Annotated in this window: 20 protein-coding genes and 1 tRNA gene; 14 read left to right on the top strand and 7 right to left on the bottom strand. The window is 62.2% G+C overall.

Going from position 1 to position 16,594, the window contains the following annotated elements:
* Positions 1 to 146: 146 nt before the first annotated feature.
* Complete coding sequence (locus WM94_RS10920; RefSeq protein WP_061305543.1) at positions 147 to 575, bottom strand: LexA family transcriptional regulator; 429 nt, start codon at positions 573 to 575, stop codon at positions 147 to 149.
* A 103-nt stretch (positions 576 to 678) separates the two neighbouring features.
* On the opposite strand from WM94_RS10920, the gene WM94_RS10915 reads away from it, so the two are divergent.
* Positions 679 to 1,563, top strand: coding sequence for an SOS response-associated peptidase family protein (locus tag WM94_RS10915; RefSeq protein ID WP_082810551.1), 885 nt, complete (start codon positions 679 to 681; stop codon positions 1,561 to 1,563).
* Between the two features lie 102 nt (positions 1,564 to 1,665).
* Here the strand turns inward: WM94_RS10915 and WM94_RS10910 are convergent.
* Together WM94_RS10910 and sohB are read right to left on the bottom strand one after the other, a co-directional pair.
* Positions 1,666 to 1,739: transfer RNA gene (locus tag WM94_RS10910), tRNA-Cys, on the bottom strand.
* Positions 1,740 to 1,893: 154 nt separating this feature from the next.
* On the bottom strand, positions 1,894 to 2,913 hold the full coding sequence (gene sohB / locus WM94_RS10905; RefSeq protein ID WP_013973207.1) for a protease SohB: 1,020 nt from the start codon (positions 2,911 to 2,913) through the stop codon (positions 1,894 to 1,896).
* Positions 2,914 to 3,110: 197 nt separating this feature from the next.
* Here sohB and WM94_RS10900 point away from each other — a divergent pair, with 197 nt between their 5' ends.
* The 4 genes from WM94_RS10900 to WM94_RS10885 all read left to right on the top strand — a co-directional run bounded on the left by WM94_RS10900 (position 3,111) and on the right by WM94_RS10885 (position 6,361).
* Positions 3,111 to 3,821, top strand: coding sequence for a histidine phosphatase family protein (locus WM94_RS10900; RefSeq protein WP_061551184.1), 711 nt, complete (start codon positions 3,111 to 3,113; stop codon positions 3,819 to 3,821).
* A gap of 56 nt (positions 3,822 to 3,877) precedes the next feature.
* Positions 3,878 to 4,195, top strand: coding sequence for an SCP2 sterol-binding domain-containing protein (locus WM94_RS10895; RefSeq protein ID WP_061551183.1), 318 nt, complete (start codon positions 3,878 to 3,880; stop codon positions 4,193 to 4,195).
* A gap of 294 nt (positions 4,196 to 4,489) precedes the next feature.
* Positions 4,490 to 5,557, top strand: coding sequence for a phosphotransferase family protein (locus WM94_RS10890; protein WP_061551182.1), 1,068 nt, complete (start codon positions 4,490 to 4,492; stop codon positions 5,555 to 5,557).
* 36 nt (positions 5,558 to 5,593) lie between these two features.
* Positions 5,594 to 6,361 carry an SDR family oxidoreductase gene (locus WM94_RS10885; RefSeq protein WP_061551181.1) on the top strand — a complete coding sequence of 256 codons (768 nt, stop codon included), beginning with the start codon at positions 5,594 to 5,596 and terminating at the stop codon, positions 6,359 to 6,361.
* On the opposite strand, the gene WM94_RS10880 is transcribed toward WM94_RS10885, so the two are convergent.
* Together WM94_RS10880 and WM94_RS10875 are read right to left on the bottom strand one after the other, a co-directional pair.
* Complete coding sequence (locus WM94_RS10880) at positions 6,362 to 7,183, bottom strand: bifunctional 2-polyprenyl-6-hydroxyphenol methylase/3-demethylubiquinol 3-O-methyltransferase UbiG (protein ID WP_061551180.1); 822 nt, start codon at positions 7,181 to 7,183, stop codon at positions 6,362 to 6,364.
* Positions 7,184 to 7,398: 215 nt separating this feature from the next.
* A complete protein-coding gene (locus tag WM94_RS10875) occupies positions 7,399 to 7,749 on the bottom strand; it encodes a hypothetical protein (RefSeq protein ID WP_061551179.1) in 351 nt (116 codons plus the stop codon).
* 114 nt (positions 7,750 to 7,863) lie between these two features.
* Between WM94_RS10875 and WM94_RS10870 the strand changes: the two genes are divergently transcribed.
* From WM94_RS10870 to WM94_RS10850, 5 genes are all read left to right on the top strand, one after another.
* Complete coding sequence (locus tag WM94_RS10870) at positions 7,864 to 8,154, top strand: RcnB family protein (protein WP_061551178.1); 291 nt, start codon at positions 7,864 to 7,866, stop codon at positions 8,152 to 8,154.
* A 126-nt stretch (positions 8,155 to 8,280) separates the two neighbouring features.
* A complete protein-coding gene (locus tag WM94_RS28980) occupies positions 8,281 to 8,481 on the top strand; it encodes a hypothetical protein (RefSeq protein ID WP_082810550.1) in 201 nt (66 codons plus the stop codon).
* Between the two features lie 74 nt (positions 8,482 to 8,555).
* Positions 8,556 to 8,939, top strand: coding sequence for a glycine zipper domain-containing protein (locus tag WM94_RS10860; RefSeq protein ID WP_025339704.1), 384 nt, complete (start codon positions 8,556 to 8,558; stop codon positions 8,937 to 8,939).
* 227 nt (positions 8,940 to 9,166) lie between these two features.
* Positions 9,167 to 10,996 carry an SLC13 family permease gene (locus WM94_RS10855; protein WP_061551176.1) on the top strand — a complete coding sequence of 610 codons (1,830 nt, stop codon included), beginning with the start codon at positions 9,167 to 9,169 and terminating at the stop codon, positions 10,994 to 10,996.
* A gap of 137 nt (positions 10,997 to 11,133) precedes the next feature.
* Positions 11,134 to 12,558 carry a GGDEF domain-containing protein gene (locus tag WM94_RS10850; RefSeq protein WP_015270912.1) on the top strand — a complete coding sequence of 475 codons (1,425 nt, stop codon included), beginning with the start codon at positions 11,134 to 11,136 and terminating at the stop codon, positions 12,556 to 12,558.
* 1 nt (position 12,559) lies between these two features.
* On the opposite strand, the gene WM94_RS10845 is transcribed toward WM94_RS10850, so the two are convergent.
* A complete protein-coding gene (locus tag WM94_RS10845) occupies positions 12,560 to 13,321 on the bottom strand; it encodes a TSUP family transporter (protein ID WP_061551175.1) in 762 nt (253 codons plus the stop codon).
* 98 nt (positions 13,322 to 13,419) lie between these two features.
* Here WM94_RS10845 and WM94_RS10840 point away from each other — a divergent pair, with 98 nt between their 5' ends.
* Positions 13,420 to 14,325: a LysR family transcriptional regulator gene (locus WM94_RS10840; RefSeq protein ID WP_054572110.1), complete on the top strand. Its 906-nt coding sequence runs from the start codon at positions 13,420 to 13,422 to the stop codon at positions 14,323 to 14,325.
* A 227-nt stretch (positions 14,326 to 14,552) separates the two neighbouring features.
* On the opposite strand, the gene WM94_RS30085 is transcribed toward WM94_RS10840, so the two are convergent.
* On the bottom strand, positions 14,553 to 14,888 hold the full coding sequence (locus WM94_RS30085) for a hypothetical protein (RefSeq protein WP_139657810.1): 336 nt from the start codon (positions 14,886 to 14,888) through the stop codon (positions 14,553 to 14,555).
* 275 nt (positions 14,889 to 15,163) lie between these two features.
* On the opposite strand from WM94_RS30085, the gene WM94_RS10835 reads away from it, so the two are divergent.
* The 3 genes from WM94_RS10835 (at position 15,164) to WM94_RS10825 (ending at position 16,569) form a co-directional block, all read left to right on the top strand.
* Positions 15,164 to 15,742: a cysteine hydrolase family protein gene (locus WM94_RS10835; RefSeq protein ID WP_061551174.1), complete on the top strand. Its 579-nt coding sequence runs from the start codon at positions 15,164 to 15,166 to the stop codon at positions 15,740 to 15,742.
* A gap of 120 nt (positions 15,743 to 15,862) precedes the next feature.
* Entirely contained in the window at positions 15,863 to 16,063 is a 201-nt protein-coding gene (locus tag WM94_RS10830) for a hypothetical protein (RefSeq protein ID WP_013973221.1), read from the top strand.
* A gap of 320 nt (positions 16,064 to 16,383) precedes the next feature.
* Positions 16,384 to 16,569, top strand: coding sequence for a hypothetical protein (locus WM94_RS10825; protein WP_003257393.1), 186 nt, complete (start codon positions 16,384 to 16,386; stop codon positions 16,567 to 16,569).
* Positions 16,570 to 16,594 lie beyond the last annotated feature (25 nt).

The raw sequence follows: 16,594 nt of genomic DNA, 5'->3' as shown, positions 1-16,594 counted from the left end.
TATTCCATTTGCGGGGTTCAGTAGAACACGCTCGAAAAACCTAAAAATAGTTACTAAGGTTAAAGCATTGAATTACATTGATAAAATCAAAGCTAACGGTTAATTAGGGTCCAGAAGAGTTGCAGTCGATCAGCGCAAACACGTGGTCACTGCGCATGGTCACGAACGCTGTAACGCACAACGCCCCAGATCACGAGCTCGTCGCCTTCCATGATGTACCGCGGCGGATATGCCGGGTTCTCTGACTTCAGGATGACCACACCATCGCGCCGATGCAGGCGCTTGCATACTGGCTCGCTGTTAACTGCGGCAATCACCACATCGCCATGTTCAGCCTCGCGGCCGCGGTCGACGATGACGATGTCCCCGGAATAGATGCCTGCCCCTTGCATGCTGTCGCCTTCGACTTTCACTAGATACACATGGGGCGCGCGGAGGTCGAATAACTCATCAAGGGAAATATGGCCTTCCAGGTGGTCCGCAGCAGGCGACGGGAACCCGGCCGGCACGCGAAACGAATACAGCGGGAGCGGTTCGGTACCGCCGGTTGGCGTACCCAAGAAAGTGATAGTCATGGTGGAAGGTCCGAAGCATGCTGTATGCATATACAGCAAATCCAGCATCGGCTGCCCGGTCAATCCTGGACGGTGAGAATTCTGACGGGCGAGAGGGGGAATTATGTGCGGACGGTACTCGATCTATGAGTCGATGGATCACTACCTGCGACAGCTATCACTGGATCTGGTCGTAATCAATGGTTACGACCATGAACCCATCAGTCGTTTCAATGTGGCGCCTTCGACCCGGGTCGAGGTAATCCGCAGAGTAGACGAGGGGCTGAGTGTGGATAGGGTCAAGTGGGGATGGTCGCCTTTCTGGGCGAAGGGGAAACGCCCAAACCGGGAGATCGCCCTGCTCTCGCACGTTTTCACCATGGCCATGGAATGGGACTTTGCCGAGCGCAACCCATACCTGGCAGTTCGCCGCAACAAGGAGAAGGTACGCGACTTCTACGCGGCCGACGAAATCTGGGATGCGGTATATGCCGAGGGCGACCAGGGCCTCAAGGACGCTATGGACTTGGCCTATTTGGCCGGCCAGCGCCCCGCCGACACACTGAAGTTCAGCACCGTCGACCTCGACGAAGATTACCTGTGGGTCGACCAGAACAAAACCGACAAGAAGTTACGCATTCGCCGGCATATCAATGGCGAGCTGACCGGGCTTGGCCTGTTCATCGAGGCGCTGCTCGAGCGGCGCAAGCTTCACGGTGTGCGCAACTCACGCCTCATCACCAACGACTCAGGCCTGCGTATGAGCTGGGAAATGCTGAGGAACCGCTTCAGCGAAGCGCGTGACAAGGCAGCTCGGAAGCTGACTGCCGATGGCAACACAGACCTGGCCACGAAAGTTCGGCAGTTCCAGTTCCGCGATATTCGACCGAAGGCAGCGTCGGAAATCGAGGACATCAACCACGCCAGCCGGCTGCTTGGGCACTCCAAGGAGGAAATCACCAAGCGGGTTTATCGCCGTGTCGGCGAGGTGGTCAGCCCGACCAAATAAAGGGCTGATGCGGAAACGATGCCAAATGATGCGGAAACGATCCGGTTTTTCTGCGCACAAAGAAAAACCCCGCAGACGTTAATCTGCGGGGCTTTCGAATGATGGAGGCCGAGGTCGGAATCGAACCGGCGTAGACGGATTTGCAATCCGGAGCATAACCACTTTGCTACTCGGCCTCAAAGGTCGGATCTAGCAGCTTGCGCTTCGCTATCTCCTTGAAACGCTGAACCTTTTTCAAAGTTTGCTGCGTTTCGATGGGCGCCATTATGTCTTCATTCCTTTAACCTTGCAACCCCCTGAACGAAAAAAAATTTCAACAGGTTCAAGGTGTTAGCGCAGGCGGCCGAGTTTACTCCACAAGCCCACCACTGTGTTCTCCACGGTGCCACTGGCAGCCATGCCGATTCGCTCCTGCAGGCTCTTGCGTTCGGCGTAGTGCAGGTGGAACAGGTTGGCGTTGCGCGCGCGTTCGCTGAGGTACTCGTCGCTGGTCTGCAACTCGTCCACCAGCTTGCGGTTGAGTGCCGCGACGCCCAGCCAGACTTCGCCGGTGGCCACTTCGTCGATGTGCAGCTGCGGGCGATAGCGGGCAACGAAGTCCTTGAATAGCTGGTGGGTGATGTCCAGGTCTTCCTGGAACTTCTCCCGGCCTTTCTCGGTGTTCTCGCCGAACACGGTCAGGGTGCGCTTGTATTCACCGGCGGTCAGCACTTCGAAATCGATGTCGTGCTTCTTCAGCAGGCGGTTGACGTTGGGCAGCTGCGCCACCACGCCAATGGACCCAAGTACGGCGAACGGTGCGCTGACGATCTTTTCGCCAATGCAGGCCATCATGTACCCGCCACTGGCGGCTACCTTGTCGATGCACACGGTCAACGGGATGCCAGCCTGGCGAATGCGCGCCAGCTGCGATGCGGCCAGGCCATAGCTGTGCACCAGGCCACCACCGCTTTCAAGGCGTAGCACCACCTCGTCGCGCGGGGTGGCGAGGGTGAGCAGCGCGGTGATTTCGTTGCGCAGGCTTTCGGTGGCAGAAGCTTTGATGTCGCCATCGAAATCCAGCACGAAGACCCGGCCCTTTTCCTCGGCCTTGCTTTTTTTCTGCCGCTTTTCCGCCTTGGCCTGCTGCTTGCGCAAGGCCTTGAGCTGGGCCTTGTCGAGCAGGCCGGATTCCAGGCGCTCGCGCAGGTCCTTGTAGAACTCGTTCAGGCGGGTGACCTGCAATTGCCCACCCGATTTGCGCCGCCCCTTGCCACGCAGCCCGGCGATGGCCGACAGCACTATCAGGATGGCGATGACCAGGGTGGCGGTTTTGGCGAGAAAGCTTGCGTATTCAGCAAGAAACTCCACGTTGACTCCTTAAAGACTTGCGCCACTACGGCGCGTAACTGATGCAAGCATACCGTTGCGCCTGAGGTGCTGCCAGCCACGGTAAACGCTGGCAACATCTTTCAAACAACCTTTTCAAACGCTTGTATGTTTTTTCGTTGACAGCCCGTGTGCCGCATCCTAACCTCGCAGCAACCTCCAACAGGCCGGAACCTTTCGTGGGCAACCTCTACCTGATCCGACATGGCCAAGCCTCCTTCGGCGCCGATGACTACGATGTCCTCTCGCCCGTGGGCGTGCGCCAGAGCCAGGCCCTGGGTGAGCACCTGGCCCAGCTCGGTGTAAGGCTGGACCGCTGCGTGGCAGGCGACCTGCGCCGCCAGCAGGATACCGCGCGCCTGGCCCTTGATGCATTGCACGCCAATGGCTGCCCGGTGCCGGCTGTTGAGACCGATACAGCATTCAATGAGTTCGATGCCGATGGTGTGATCCGCGCCTTGTTGCCCGGGCTGCTGCCTGAGGAGCCCGACGCCCTGCACATCCTGCGCAATGGCGCGCAGCACCGCAGCGAGTTCCAGCGCCTGTTCGCAATGATGGTGCAGCGCTGGCACGATGGCGAACATGCCGACGATGGCCTGGAGACCTGGCTGGCGTTCACCGCCCGCGTGCAAGGCGGCCTGCAGCGCGTACTGGATGCTGCCGGTAGCGGCGACAATATCGCCATCTTCACCTCGGGCGGTACCATTGCCGCCCTGCTCCACCTGGTTACCCGTATTACCCCCGGACAGGCGTTCGCGCTGAACTGGCAGATCATCAACACGTCGCTCAGCCAGCTGAAGTTCCGCGGCCGCGACGTGGCACTGGCTTCCTTCAACAGCCAGGCCCATGTGCAGCTGTTGAGGGCGCCGGAGCTTGTCACCTATCGATGAGCCCGGCTTGTTGTGTCCCTGCGGGGACGTGTAAATCACTCTATAAGGAATGCGCCATGACCTCCGTAGCTGATGCCGTTAAAAAGATGCAAGAGAAGTTCAACCCATCCGCTGCCGCCGGCCTGGACCTGGTGTTCGGCTTCAACATCACCGACGAAGACAAGCACTACGCGCTGATCGTCAAGGACGGCACCTGCGACCTGCAGGAAGGCGAAAACCGGGATGCCAACTGCACCCTGGTGATGGATAGCGAAACCCTGAAGGGTATCGTCAGCGGCGAAACCGACGGCATGCAGGCATTCATGGGCGGCAAGCTGCGTGTTGAAGGCGACATGATGCTGTCGATGAAGCTCAGCGAGCTGTTCCCGTCCTGAGGGCAGGAAATAGCGGATGATCGAAAAACCGAAGCCTGACCGGCTTCGGTTTTTTTTTGCCCGCCTGTTCGGGCCCTATCGCCGGCAAGCCAGCTCCCACAGGGTCAGCACCTGCCTGCAGAACGACGCCGTACCTGTGGGAGCTGGCTTGCCGGCGATAGGGCCAGTCGCTTCATCAAGGCAGTTGATCAGGCAGCAACACCCTCACCTATATGGCATCTGGCACGCTTGTCCCATCCTCGGCGGACCATTAGATTAGCCAATAGTCCTTGCGATCGAGAATAAGGAAAACGCATGACGCTCACCGACCAGTCCACCCAGGTACGCCCCGGCGAAGAACTCGACGCGGCTGTCATCGCCCCTTACCTCAAGGCAAACATCCCCGGCCTGGATGGCCTGCCGAGCATCAGCCAGTTCCCTGGCGGCGCCTCCAACCTCACGTATCTGCTCAGCTACCCGGGCCGCGACTTCGTGCTGCGCCGCCCACCGTTCGGGCAGAAGGCCAAGTCGGCCCACGACATGGGCCGCGAGTTTCGCATCCTCAACCAGCTGAACAGCGGCTTCCCCTACTGCCCCAAGGCCTATGTGCACTGCACCGACAGCAGCCTGATCGGCGGAGAGTTCTATGTGATGGAGCGGGTCAAGGGCGTTATCCTGCGCTCGGACATCCCGGCCGAGCTGGGCCTCGACGCCAACCGCACCGAGGCCCTGTGCAAGAGCTTCATCGACCGCCTGGTGGAACTGCACCAGGTGGACTACAACGCCTGCGGCCTGGCCGACCTGGGCAAACCGGAAGGCTATGTGCAGCGCCAGATCGAGGGCTGGACCAGCCGCTATGAAAAGGCCCTGACCCCCGACGCCCCGCGCTGGGAACAGGTGACTGCCTGGCTGCACGAGAAAATGCCCGCCGACCACCCGAGGCCCGGCATCGTGCACAACGACTACCGTTTCGACAACGTGATCCTCGATGCCGACAACCCTATGCGCATCATCGGCGTGCTGGACTGGGAAATGGCCACCTTGGGCGACCCGCTGATGGACCTGGGCAACAGCCTGGCCTACTGGATCGAGGCCGACGACCCGGCGCCGGTGCAGCTGATGCGTCGCCAGCCGAGCAACGCGCCGGGCATGCTCACCCGCCGCCAGTTCGTCGATTACTACGCCGAGCGCGCCGGCATCCGCCTGGACAACTTCGATTACTACTATTGCTATGGCCTGTTCCGCCTGGCCGGCATCGTCCAGCAGATTTACTACCGCTATTACCACGGCCAGACCCAGGACAAGCGCTTTGCCCAGTTCATCCACATGAACCGCTTGCTGGAGCAGATGACCTTGCAGGTCATCGCCAAGTCCAGCCTCTGAGCCCCGACCTAGACGACGGATAACAAGGAAAACAGCATGTCCAAGACCCACCTGTTCGACCTCGACGGCAAGATTGCCTTCGTTTCCGGCGCCAGCCGTGGCATCGGCGAGGCCATCGCCCACCTGTTGGCCCAGCAAGGTGCCCATGTGATCGTGTCCAGCCGCAAGCTCGACGGTTGCCAGCAGGTGGCTGACGCCATCATCGCCGCCGGTGGCAAGGCAACGGCGGTGGCCTGCCACATCGGTGAACTGGAGCAGATCCAGCAGGTGTTTGCCGGCATCCGCGAACAATTCGGGCGGCTGGACATCCTGATCAACAATGCGGCGACCAACCCGCAGTTCTGCAACGTGCTGGATACCGACCCGGGTGCTTTCCAGAAGACCGTGGACGTGAACATCCGGGGCTACTTCTTCATGTCGGTCGAGGCCGGCAAGCTGATGCGCGAGCAAGGTGGCGGCAGCATCATCAACGTGGCGTCGATCAACGGGGTTTCACCCGGCCTGTTCCAGGGCATCTATTCAGTGACCAAGGCGGCGGTCATCAACATGACCAAGGTGTTCGCCAAGGAGTGCGCGCAGTTCGGGATCCGCTGCAACGCCCTGCTACCAGGCCTGACCGACACCAAGTTCGCCTCGGCACTGGTGAAGAACGACGCCATCCTCAATGCCGCGCTGCAGCAGATCCCGCTCAAGCGCGTGGCCGACCCCAAGGAAATGGCCGGCGCCGTGTTGTACCTGGCCAGCGATGCCTCGAGCTACACCACCGGTACCGCGCTCAATGTCGACGGTGGTTACCTGTCCTGATCAGGCTTTTACTGCAACCAGGGTGTAGCTCAGGGGCAGGCGTGCGGGCTGCTCGCGCAGGCGATATTCACCGTCGTCGCCCTTGACCATCTGCCCCGGCAGCGCCTCCCAGGGGATGCTCTGGTGCTCGACCAGGGCGGTCAGCTGCAGACCGTGGGCCAGCAAGGCGCTGATCACCTCGCCCAGGCCGTGGTTCCACTCGTGGGTTTCGGTGTGGGAAAGGCGCTGCTCGGTTTCGACGTAGGTCTGGTCGTTGTGCCACACCGTCGGTTCTTCGTGCTCGAAATACGGGTATTCGAGTTGCAGGCGGTCCTGGTGGTCTTCGTTGACTGCCATCAGCATCGGGTGCCCGTCGCGCAGGAACAACCGGCCGCCCGGCTTCAGCAGGGCCGCGACTGTACGCGCCCACGGCTCGATGCGAGGCAGCCAGCAGAGCGCGCCGATGCCGGTGTAGACCAGGTCGAACGTGCCGGCCGGCAACACCTTGTCGGCGTGGTAGACATCGGACTCGACATACGCGATGGGTGCCGCACAGCGCTGGGCCAGCGCCCGCGCCTCGGCCAGCGAAGCCGCGGAATAGTCCAGGCCACAGACCTTGGCGCCAAGGCGCGCCAGCGAGAGGGTATCGGTACCGATGTGGCACTGCAGGTGGACGGCGTTGAGCCCGTCGATATTGCCAAGCAACGGCAGGTCGAAGCGTACGGTTTCGGAAAGGTGCTCGGGATGCTGGACGAGCCGTTCGACTTCGTAGTCGTTGGAAGCAGCGTGCAACGGGGCACGTTCATCCCAGCTGGCGCGGTTGAGTTGCAGTGAGCGGTCCATGGTGCCTTCCTTGATTCGTGGGGGCTCATGCTAGCCTCCACCAATCTCCCTGCGACACAAAAGCCTTGCTAAAAATTGTAAAGCTGGTGCGGTCACTGTGGGAGCGGGCGTGCCCGCGAAGAAACAACGCGGTGGCTGGCACCGGCTACGCCGGTGTTCGCGGGCGCGCCCGCTCCCACCCGACCACACAGAGCCCCTGCCAAGTCAGCCAGCCGTTACAGGCAGGTCGCCGCCGCCGCCCGGCGCTGCAGGGCCACACCGTCGTTCTTCTGCGCGTAGTAATCCACCCGCGCCCCACCCACCTGCGGGTACACGTCCACGAACGCCTCGGCCTCACGGGTATACACGGTGAAGCCACCTTGCTTGCGTGGTTCGAGATAACCACTGGCGTCGTCGCCGAATACCTTCTCTTCCTGCCAGCTGAACTGGATGCACTGGGCCACCAGTTCCGGCGCCTTGTGCGAGTCGAGCTGCGCGCTCGGCTTGCCGCCGCGGGCCGTTTCCATGGTCGCAGAAGCACAACCGACCAGCATCAGCGCCGCAGCCATCGGCAGAATCGCACGCATGTTCCATCCTCAGGGTAAAAAAGAAGGCGACTCTAGCACTGGCAAGCATCGCGAGTGAATTGTCACGCGCAGGTGGCTGTCGCAGATAAGGCATTCCGCCACAAGGAGAACGTCATGAAATTGCACTACCTGCTGTTCGCCGCCCTTCCCTGCCTGCCCCTCGCTGCCACCGCAGCCCCCTCCGGCGAAGAAAGCATCACCGCGCCAGAAACCCACAACCGCGAGCTCAAGGTCGGCGACAAGGCACCCGACCAGTACAAACGCGATGACCAGGCAATCAAGGACTGGAAAACCAAGGGCCTGCCAGCGCCGGAAAAGGAGAGCCACTGGGTAGACATGGGGGGGCGCTACGTGCTGGTGCAGATCACCAACGGTGTGGTGCTGGCAATTCAGCCAACCCACTGATTCCACACTTTCCCCGCCGCTCATCGCTGGCACGACAAATTTTTGCCTGCCAGCGAAACCAAATGGATCCTTTCCAGTCTCAGAGGGTGTGCCGTAAACCTTTGCGGATCAAGGACCTATATCGTGATGACCCGTCTTGCAAGCCTTTCGCTGATTGCCGTTGTCCTGCTGACCGCAGGGTGCCATAGCCATCGCTACCATGACGACGACGATGGCTGGCGTGACCGTGATCGTGATCGCGATCGTGGCCATCGCCACCACCATCGGCATGACCGCGACGACGATGATGACAATCGTCAATACCGTGGTGACCGCTACTACCGCTGAAGCGTCTTTTTCAACCCTGGCCCGCCGCCCGTTGCGCGGCACCTTAACCTGATGATTCCTTTGAGGTTCGTATCATGCGTCTGACTCTGCCTTCCCTTGCCCTTGGCCTGCTGCTGTGCCAGGGCGCTTTCGCCGGTGACGGTACCGCCGCCATTGGCGGTGGCCTGGGTGGTGTTCTGGGTAACGTTGTCGGTCAACAGATCGGCGGCAAAACGGGGGCGGCCATCGGCGCCGGCCTCGGCGGCGCAGCCGGCAGTGCGGTAGGTGCACGCAAGGGCAACCGTACCGAAGCCGCCATCGGCGGTGGCCTGGGTTCGGCCGGCGGTTCGCTGCTGGGCGGCGCGGTAGGCGGCAAGACCGGCTCCACCGTGGGCGCCGGCCTGGGTGGCGCAGCCGGTGGTGCCATCGGCAACCACCTGGGCGACAACAACGGCAAGCACCGCCGTCACCGTCACTGATCCGGTGACCTGAAGGGCTGCTGCGCAGCCCATCGCCGGCAAGCCAGCTCCCACGTCGACCGCATTGACCTCAAGCCATGCGCAGTCATTGTGGGAGCCTGGCTTGCCAGCGATGGGCCGCCTAGCGGCCCTTTTTGTTGCAGCACATCAATACCCCCTTCACCGCAATCCGGCACACTGGCTGCTACTGTCTATCGTGCCCCCGTGTGAAGGAACACCCCCTCCCCATGAACCAAGAGCTGCTCTGGGTCCTCGGCCTGCTGGCCATCGTCATCACCCTGTTCGTCATCAACCGCCCACGCATGGACGTGGTCGCGCTACTGGTGATCCTCGCCCTGCCGCTGTCGGGCATCCTCACCGTGGAGCAGGCGCTGGCCGGTTTCAGTGACCCCAACGTGGTGTTGATCGCCGCCTTGTTCGTGATCGGTGAAGGCCTGGTGCGCACCGGCATTGCCTACCGTATCGGCGAATGGATGAGCGAGCGGGCCGGCAACAGCGAGGCGCGCCTGCTGGTGTTGCTGATGGTAGCCGTGGCGGGGCTGGGTTCGATGATGAGCTCCACCGGCGTGGTGGCCATTTTCATTCCGGTGGTGCTGAGCATCGCTGCACGCCTGCAGCTTTCGCCCGCCCGCCTGATGATGCCGCTGGCTTTCGCCGGCCTGATCAGCGGCATGCTCAGCCTGGTGGCCACACCGCCCAACGTGGTGGTACATAGCGAGCTGGTACGCCATGGCGAAGCGGGCTTCAGCTTCTTCAGCTTCACCCCGTTCGGCCTGGTGGTGCTGGTGCTGGGCATCGGCTACATGCTGCTGACCCGGCACTGGCTGAATGGCGAAGTGCGCAAGGACGGCCGCGTGGAAAGCCGCCGCACCCTGCTGGACCTGGTGCTGGACTACAAGCTCAATGGCCGTGAACGGCGCCTGCGCATCCGCCCCCATTCACCGCTGATCGGTCATACCCTGGGCGAGCTGGAGCTGCGCACCAGGCATGGCGCCAACGTGATCGGCATCGAGCGCCAGCACAAGTTCACCACGCGGGTGATCGCCGCCGACTCCAGCACCGTGCTGCACCAGGGCGATGTGCTGCTGCTCGACCTGTTCGCCAACCGCGACGACCTGCGCAGCCTGTGCCAGACCATGCAGCTGGAGCCGCTGCACTTCAAGGCCGCCTACTTCATTGACCAGTCCCAGGAGCTGGGCATGGCCGAGGTATTGCTGCCACCGGGTTCGAAACTGCTCGGCAAGAGCATCCTCGAACTGGCCTTCCGCACGCGCTTCGACCTCAACGTTGTAGGCTTGCGCCGCGAGCAGGTGGCGATCGAAGAACAGCTGGTGGAAGAAAAGCTGCACCTGGGCGACACCCTGCTGGTAGTCGGCCCGTGGAAAGCCGTGCGCCAGTTGCAAAGCAAGCCCAAGGACTTCCTGGTACTGAGCCTGCCCGCAGAAATCGACCTGGTCGCGCCCGCCCGCACCCGCGCACCACAGGCGTTGCTGAGCCTGGCGGTGATGGTCGGGCTGATGGTCAGCGGCGCGGTCCCCAATGTCATTGCCGCGCTGATCGGCTGCCTGCTGATGGGCGCAGGCCGCTGCATCGACATGAACAGCGCCTACCGGGCCATCCACTGGCAAAGCCTGGTGCTGATCGTCGGTATGCTGCCCTTTGCCCAGGCGCTGCAGAAAACCGGCGGCATCGACCTGGCAGTGGGCGGCCTGGTCAGCGTGCTGGGCGGTGCCGGCCCCAGTGCCATCCTTGCCTGCCTGTTCGCGGTCACGGCGGTGATCGGCCTGTTCATCTCCAACACGGCCACTGCGGTACTGATGGCCCCCGTGGCCGTCAGCACCGCCACGCAGCTGGGCATGTCGCCCTACCCGTTTGCCATGACCGTGGCGCTGGCTGCCTCGGCGGCCTTCATGACGCCGGTGTCATCGCCGGTGAACACCCTGGTACTTGGCCCGGGGCAATACCGCTTCGCCGACTTCGTCAAAGTTGGCGTGCCGTTCACCATACTGGTGATGCTGGTGACCGTGTTGATGGTGCCGTGGTTCTTTGGGCTGTAGGGCTTGGCTACGAATGAAGGCGATTTGGCATTATCTCGACCGATCGCGGCAGATTGACATCAAGTCCCCTGACGAAACACACTTATGCGCAATTGCCCCAGGTGGTTCAAGCCGTTGTCCTGGATTTCGTTTCCGCCTTGCCGGTCGAGCCCATGGTTTTTCCAGCCCAATCGCGCTTGTTGCACTACGTCGTTCTACTCGGCCTGACCTTCGCCCTGACCCTGGGCGGCATCCTGGCCCGCCCGATCGAATCCCTGTCGCTGTTCTGGCCGGTCAATGCGGTCCTGGCTGGGGTGCTACTGCGCTACCCCCGCCAAGCCACGCTGACGGGGTTTACCCTGGTCTGGCTGGCCATGGTCGGCGCCGACCTGCTGTGCGGCAGCGCCTGGGTGCCTGCCCTGTGGTTCAACCTGTGCAACCTGGGCGTGGTGGTCACCCTCTGGCTGATGCTCTCGCGCTTGCCACGCCTGCACCGACGGATGCGTACTCCCCACGGCGTCCTCAGCGTGTTCGGCGCCAGTGCCGCCGGGGCAATAGTGGCTGCCAGCATGGCGGCGGCAGTGGCCGCGCCGTGGTTCGAACAGTCGTTGCGCGCCACCTGGCTGGCCTGGTTCAGTGAACAGTTCTCGACCAGCGTGCTGGTGCTGCCAGTGCTGCTGACAGCCCCTACGGCACGAGCGCTGGTGCGCGGTGGCGCCCAGGCCATCCGCCTGGCGCCGTTGCTGGTGCTGCTGGCCTCGCTGGCGTTCAGCATTGCCTTCGGCGGCCCCGGGGCCATTGCCTTCCCGATTGCCGCGCTGCTGTGGTGCGCCTGGACTTACTCACCGTTCCTGGTTTCTCTGCTGACACTCACCGCTGGCAGCACGCTGATCGTGGCGGTGGCGCAAAACCTCATGCATTTCAGCGTGCCGCAAAGCGAGCCCGGAGTGACCACACTGATGTCGGCGCGCCTGGGCATCGCCATGCTGGTGCTCGGGCCGCTGGTGGTGGCCTGCGTCAGCCAGGCAAACCGCAGCCTGATGGCCCGCCTGGCGCATCAGGCCAGCATCGACCACCTCACCGGTGTGCTCACCCGCAGCGCCTTCACCCGCCGCGCCAACGCGCTGCTGGAAAGCCGCCAGCAACACGCCCAGGCGCTGCCGCTGACCCTGATGATGCTGGACATCGACCACTTCAAGTCGATCAATGATGTCCATGGCCATGCGGTCGGTGACCAGGTGCTGCGCCAGTTCGCCAGCACCCTGCAGGACCAGTTGCACGATGGTGAACTGTTCGCTCGCCTGGGCGGCGAGGAATTTGTCGTGGTCCTACCGGGCCTGGCGCCAGATCGGGCCAAGTTCACTGCCGAGCGCCTGCGCCGTGCGGTGCAGGACCTGCATGTGATGCAGGCCGGCCAGTCCCTGCAGATTACCGTCAGTATCGGCCTGGCCGGTTGTGCCGCCGACATGCCGGCCCCCACCCTCGATGAACTGCTGGCACGCGCCGATCAGGCGCTGTACCGCGCCAAGGCCCATGGCCGCAATCGCGTCGAACAGGCCGAGCCACAACGCCAGGCGATGTGAACTAGCCACCCAGCAGGTCCCACGTCAACTTGGCGATCAGCACGCACAAGAGCACCAGGAACAACCCACGCACAAAGCCCGCGCCCTTGCGCACCGCCAGCCAGGTACCGGTCAGCGCGCCGAGGATGTTGCAAGCCGCCATGGGCAAGGCGATGGCGTACAGCACATTGCCTGACGGCACGAAGAACACCAGCGCCGCCAGGTTGGTGGCGATGTTCACCACCTTGGCCGACGCCGAGGCGTGCAGAAAGTCCAAAGCGAAGAAGCGGATGAACAGGAAGATCAGGAAGCTGCCAGTACCCGGACCGAACAGGCCGTCGTAAAAACCGATCGCGCCACCGATCAGCACCGCCAGGCACTGCTCCTTGCGGCCGATCCTTGTGGGTTTGTGCAGCGTGCCGAAGTCCTTCTTGCAGAAGGTGTAGATGGCCATCAGCACGATCAGCACCAGCACCGCCGGGCGCATCACGCTGGGCGGCACCAGCGACACCGTGGCGGCACCGGCGAAAGACATTACGAACGCACTGAGCGCTGCCGGCACGATCACCCCCCAGTCCAGCGTCACCCTGCGGATGAACGAACGCGCAGCGAAGGCCGTGCCACACACCGACGCCAGCTTGTTGCTTCCGAGCAATGCCGCCGGTTGCGCGGTGGGCAGCACGTTGAACAAGGCCGGAATCTGGATCAGCCCACCGCCACCCACGGCGGCGTCGATCAGCCCAGCGGCGAAGGCGAACACGGAAAGCACAGCGATATCCATCATGACGCGGTTCCAGGCAGTGAAGACGCCTGCAAGGCTAATCAAAGTGCCGCGCTTGTGTTGAAATGCCATATTGCGAAAACTGCAACGAGGAGCAGGCAATGGCATTGGACATGCTGCGGGAAATCCAGGCGTTCGTCAGCGTGGCGCACAAGCGCAGCTTCGTCGCCGCCGCCCGCGCCCTGGGGCGCTCCCCCAGCGCGGTAACCCGCGCGGTACAAACCCTGGAAGACAACGCCGGGAGCAAACTGCTCAACCGCAACGCCAATGCCGTGACCCTGACCGAAGCCGGCGAGCGCCTGCTGCCACACGCCGAACGCTTGCTGGATGTGCAACGTGATGCCGCCGACGAACTGGCCGCGCTCAGCGGCAGTGCACAAGGCTGGATCCGCTTCGCCGTGCCGCAGGTACTGGGCGAACATGTCCTGCCCCAGGTGCTTGCCGAGTTTTCCCGCTGCCACCCCCAGGTAACCCTGGACGTGCAGTACAGCGACGGGGCCTTGGACCCGCTGCAAGGCAAGTTCGACTTCGTGGTGCGCGGTGCCTTCCCACAGTCGAGCGAGCTGATCGGCTACCCGCTGTGGGATTACCAGCGTCACCTGTATGCAAGCCCTGAATACCTGGCACTGGCCGGCACGCCACAACAACCCGAGGACCTCGAGGGCCACGCGCTGATCCTGCACACCGCCCCGCGCATCCTCAAGGCCTGGCACTTCTGCCGCGACGGCCAGATCACCAGCCTGCGCCCCAGGCCCAGGCTGCGCCTGGACTCAGGTGACGCGGTGTACCACAGCACCTTGGCCGGCGCCGGTATCGCCCGCCTGGCCGCCTGGGTCGGCGAAGCGCAGGTCAAGGCCGGGCGGCTGGTGCGGGTATGCCCGCAGTACCGCCTGACCTCCAGCAACGGCCGGGACCCGCAGATGCATGCCGTGTACCCCGCCGGCGAGCTGCCGGCGCGGGTACGCGACCTGCTGGCAGCCCTGCGCCGCGCCGGCCTGGCCTACTGAAACAACGCCCTGAAACGGCTGTTCAATTTCTGCTCAATTTGACAGAGCCCGCCACGGGCTTGGCTTGCAGAACTTTATCCACAGACCTACCCACGTTTTTTGTGGACAGTTTTCCCAGTGCAAAGAATGACTTATCGTACAAATCGGTAGGGTGAATCGGCCAACAATGAAGAGGAATGGGCCCGCCCGAAGGACAGGCAGGCCGCGAGGGATAGGTGTGGTGAACGTCAGCTTGGCGGAATGGTGCCAAGGATACCGATCAGAATGGTCAGCAGCAGAAAACCACCCAGGAATAGCGCGAGCTTGCCCATTGGAACCTCTACAAGTGTGATGCGGGAATGGGCATATTGTCGGGCTTGGGCTGATACCGTTACAGATTCAGCTTTATGGAAAAAAAGCGGATCAGATGTGAGGCACCGGTTCTTTTGTGGGAGCGGCCTTGCTTCGCGAAAGGGCCGCAGGGCGGCCCCGGCAATCTTGAGGGATGCATCGAAAACCTGGGGCCGTTGCGCGCCCCTTTCGCGACACAAGGCGCCGCTCCCATAAAACTGCACATAACTCATTGAATTAGCAGGGGCCCTGTGGGAGCGGCTTCAGCCGCGAACACCGGCGCAGCCGGTGCCATGCACCGCGTTGGATTCTTCGCGGCTAAAGCCGCTCCCACCGGGTACGCGGATTGCTTGCAATTTCAGTTATCTACGCGACAGCGCAGCCCAAAGAGCTGGGCCATCTCCCACAAGAGCGGCGCATCTGGCCCTTACGCGTGGCAGCAATTTTTGCAGTCATCCACGCTGTGCTAGGGTCAAGCGCTCGAACCTGCCAGGAGTGCCATCCCTTCATGACCGCTTTCGCGACCAACGCTGCCTTGTTGTTGATCGACCTTCAGATTGGTATCCACCACCCGCGCCTGGGCCGGCGCAACAACCATGAGGCCGAACTGCGTATAGGCGATCTGCTGGCTGCGTGGCGTCGGTCAGGACGCCCGGTAATCCATGTGCGCAACCTGTCCCGCTCGGTAGACTCGGTGTTCTGGCCGGGCCAGTCCGGTTGCGAATTCCAGCCCGCATTTACCCCACTGGCCAGCGAAACCGTGTTCGACAAACATGTGCCCGATGCCTTCGCCAACTCCGGCCTGGAGCGCTGGCTGCATGCGCGCAGCATCAACGCACTGGTCATCGCCGGGGTAATTACCAACAACTCCGTGGAATCCACCGCACGCTCGGCGGGCAATCTCGGTTTCGATGTGGTGGTGGTGGAAGATGCCTGCTTCACCTTTGACCAGCACGACCTGCAAGGCCGGCTTTGGCCGGCGGAGGATGTACATGCGCTGTCGTTGAGCAACCTGGCTCTGGATTACGCGCGCATCCTGCGCACGGAGCAGGTTCTGATTGCTGACTCGCTTCAGGTCAACCGCTGAAGCTTCTGCGCAGGCAACCAGCCAACTCGTCATTGCCATGGCGGCGACACCAGACCCAGCCATTGAGCGGGCGCACCATCTGCACCTGCTCTTGGCGAAGCGGATGGGCGCAGATGCCCGATGTCTACCCGCCACTCGACCACCACCCTGCCACACCGTTTCAGCCGTACACTGCTCGCCTGTACCCTGCTGCCACCTGGCCTGCTGACGGCGGACATCACCACGGCTGCAGCACAGCAGCCCCAGCCAGCCGCTACAGCGGCGGATGACTTCGACCCGCTTAACAACTTGCCGCAGGAAGCGCCTCAGACATTCACCTAGGCGGTGATGGATGCGGACCACCTGTAGCGCGCGGGGCGGCAATTGCTACATAAGGTTTCGAAAAGCACTGCAGCCTCTGGATCAATCCGCCTTGAGGGCCTGCATTGCCAAACACCTATCATCGCCACCTACCATGCGGGCTCAGGAGGGTTTGAAAGACATGATTTGAAACGCTGACTGTAGGATCTTTTACCGCGCAATGTAGGAAGAATCTATGTAGTGGGATTTGCCTGTATGAAACATCAGTTTCTCCAGCAAATTCGAACTGCTACGGTCCAGTTTTCCTACAGCGGCACGGAAGCCTACAGCATGAGAAAAGCATGGATCCGTTCAATACCTCGGCCCTGAAACTACAGAAGAATTTGCTTAACCTGCGCCTTGAGCGTGACCGCCTGAGAAGGGAGGGCAAGGACAAGGAGGCGGACGAACTTGCGGCAGCCGTCGCGCGGATGGAGGCAGCCATTCAAAAGCTGCCGGATGGCATGAAGCCGGTGACCCTGCAGTAAAACCTGCAGGAGTTGGCTTGCCCGC

The sequence above is a fragment of the Pseudomonas sp. ABFPK genome, from assembly GCF_001586765.1.
GTDB lineage: Bacteria > Pseudomonadota > Gammaproteobacteria > Pseudomonadales > Pseudomonadaceae > Aquipseudomonas > Aquipseudomonas asiatica.
Note: the sequence above shows the minus strand (reverse complement) of the source record. Positions and strands in the feature narration are given on the sequence as shown.

Excerpts from the sequence above, each read along its gene's own strand:
- WM94_RS10825 (WP_003257393.1), top strand. The coding sequence starts at position 16,384 with ATGGATCCGTTCAATACCTCGGCCCTGAAACTACAGAAGAATTTGCTT.
- WM94_RS10845 (WP_061551175.1), bottom strand. The coding sequence starts at position 13,321 with ATGATGGATATCGCTGTGCTTTCCGTGTTCGCCTTCGCCGCTGGGCTG.
- WM94_RS10895 (WP_061551183.1), top strand. The coding sequence starts at position 3,878 with ATGACCTCCGTAGCTGATGCCGTTAAAAAGATGCAAGAGAAGTTCAAC.
- WM94_RS10840 (WP_054572110.1), top strand. The coding sequence starts at position 13,420 with ATGGCATTGGACATGCTGCGGGAAATCCAGGCGTTCGTCAGCGTGGCG.
- WM94_RS28980 (WP_082810550.1), top strand. The coding sequence starts at position 8,281 with ATGACCCGTCTTGCAAGCCTTTCGCTGATTGCCGTTGTCCTGCTGACC.
- WM94_RS10870 (WP_061551178.1), top strand. The coding sequence starts at position 7,864 with ATGAAATTGCACTACCTGCTGTTCGCCGCCCTTCCCTGCCTGCCCCTC.
- WM94_RS10920 (WP_061305543.1), bottom strand. The coding sequence starts at position 575 with ATGACTATCACTTTCTTGGGTACGCCAACCGGCGGTACCGAACCGCTC.
- WM94_RS10915 (WP_082810551.1), top strand. The coding sequence starts at position 679 with ATGTGCGGACGGTACTCGATCTATGAGTCGATGGATCACTACCTGCGA.
- WM94_RS10860 (WP_025339704.1), top strand. The coding sequence starts at position 8,556 with ATGCGTCTGACTCTGCCTTCCCTTGCCCTTGGCCTGCTGCTGTGCCAG.
- WM94_RS10875 (WP_061551179.1), bottom strand. The coding sequence starts at position 7,749 with ATGCGTGCGATTCTGCCGATGGCTGCGGCGCTGATGCTGGTCGGTTGT.
- WM94_RS10855 (WP_061551176.1), top strand. The coding sequence starts at position 9,167 with ATGAACCAAGAGCTGCTCTGGGTCCTCGGCCTGCTGGCCATCGTCATC.
- WM94_RS10830 (WP_013973221.1), top strand. The coding sequence starts at position 15,863 with ATGTCTACCCGCCACTCGACCACCACCCTGCCACACCGTTTCAGCCGT.
- WM94_RS10885 (WP_061551181.1), top strand. The coding sequence starts at position 5,594 with ATGTCCAAGACCCACCTGTTCGACCTCGACGGCAAGATTGCCTTCGTT.
- WM94_RS10890 (WP_061551182.1), top strand. The coding sequence starts at position 4,490 with ATGACGCTCACCGACCAGTCCACCCAGGTACGCCCCGGCGAAGAACTC.
- WM94_RS30085 (WP_139657810.1), bottom strand. The coding sequence starts at position 14,888 with ATGAGTTATGTGCAGTTTTATGGGAGCGGCGCCTTGTGTCGCGAAAGG.
- WM94_RS10880 (WP_061551180.1), bottom strand. The coding sequence starts at position 7,183 with ATGGACCGCTCACTGCAACTCAACCGCGCCAGCTGGGATGAACGTGCC.
- WM94_RS10835 (WP_061551174.1), top strand. The coding sequence starts at position 15,164 with ATGACCGCTTTCGCGACCAACGCTGCCTTGTTGTTGATCGACCTTCAG.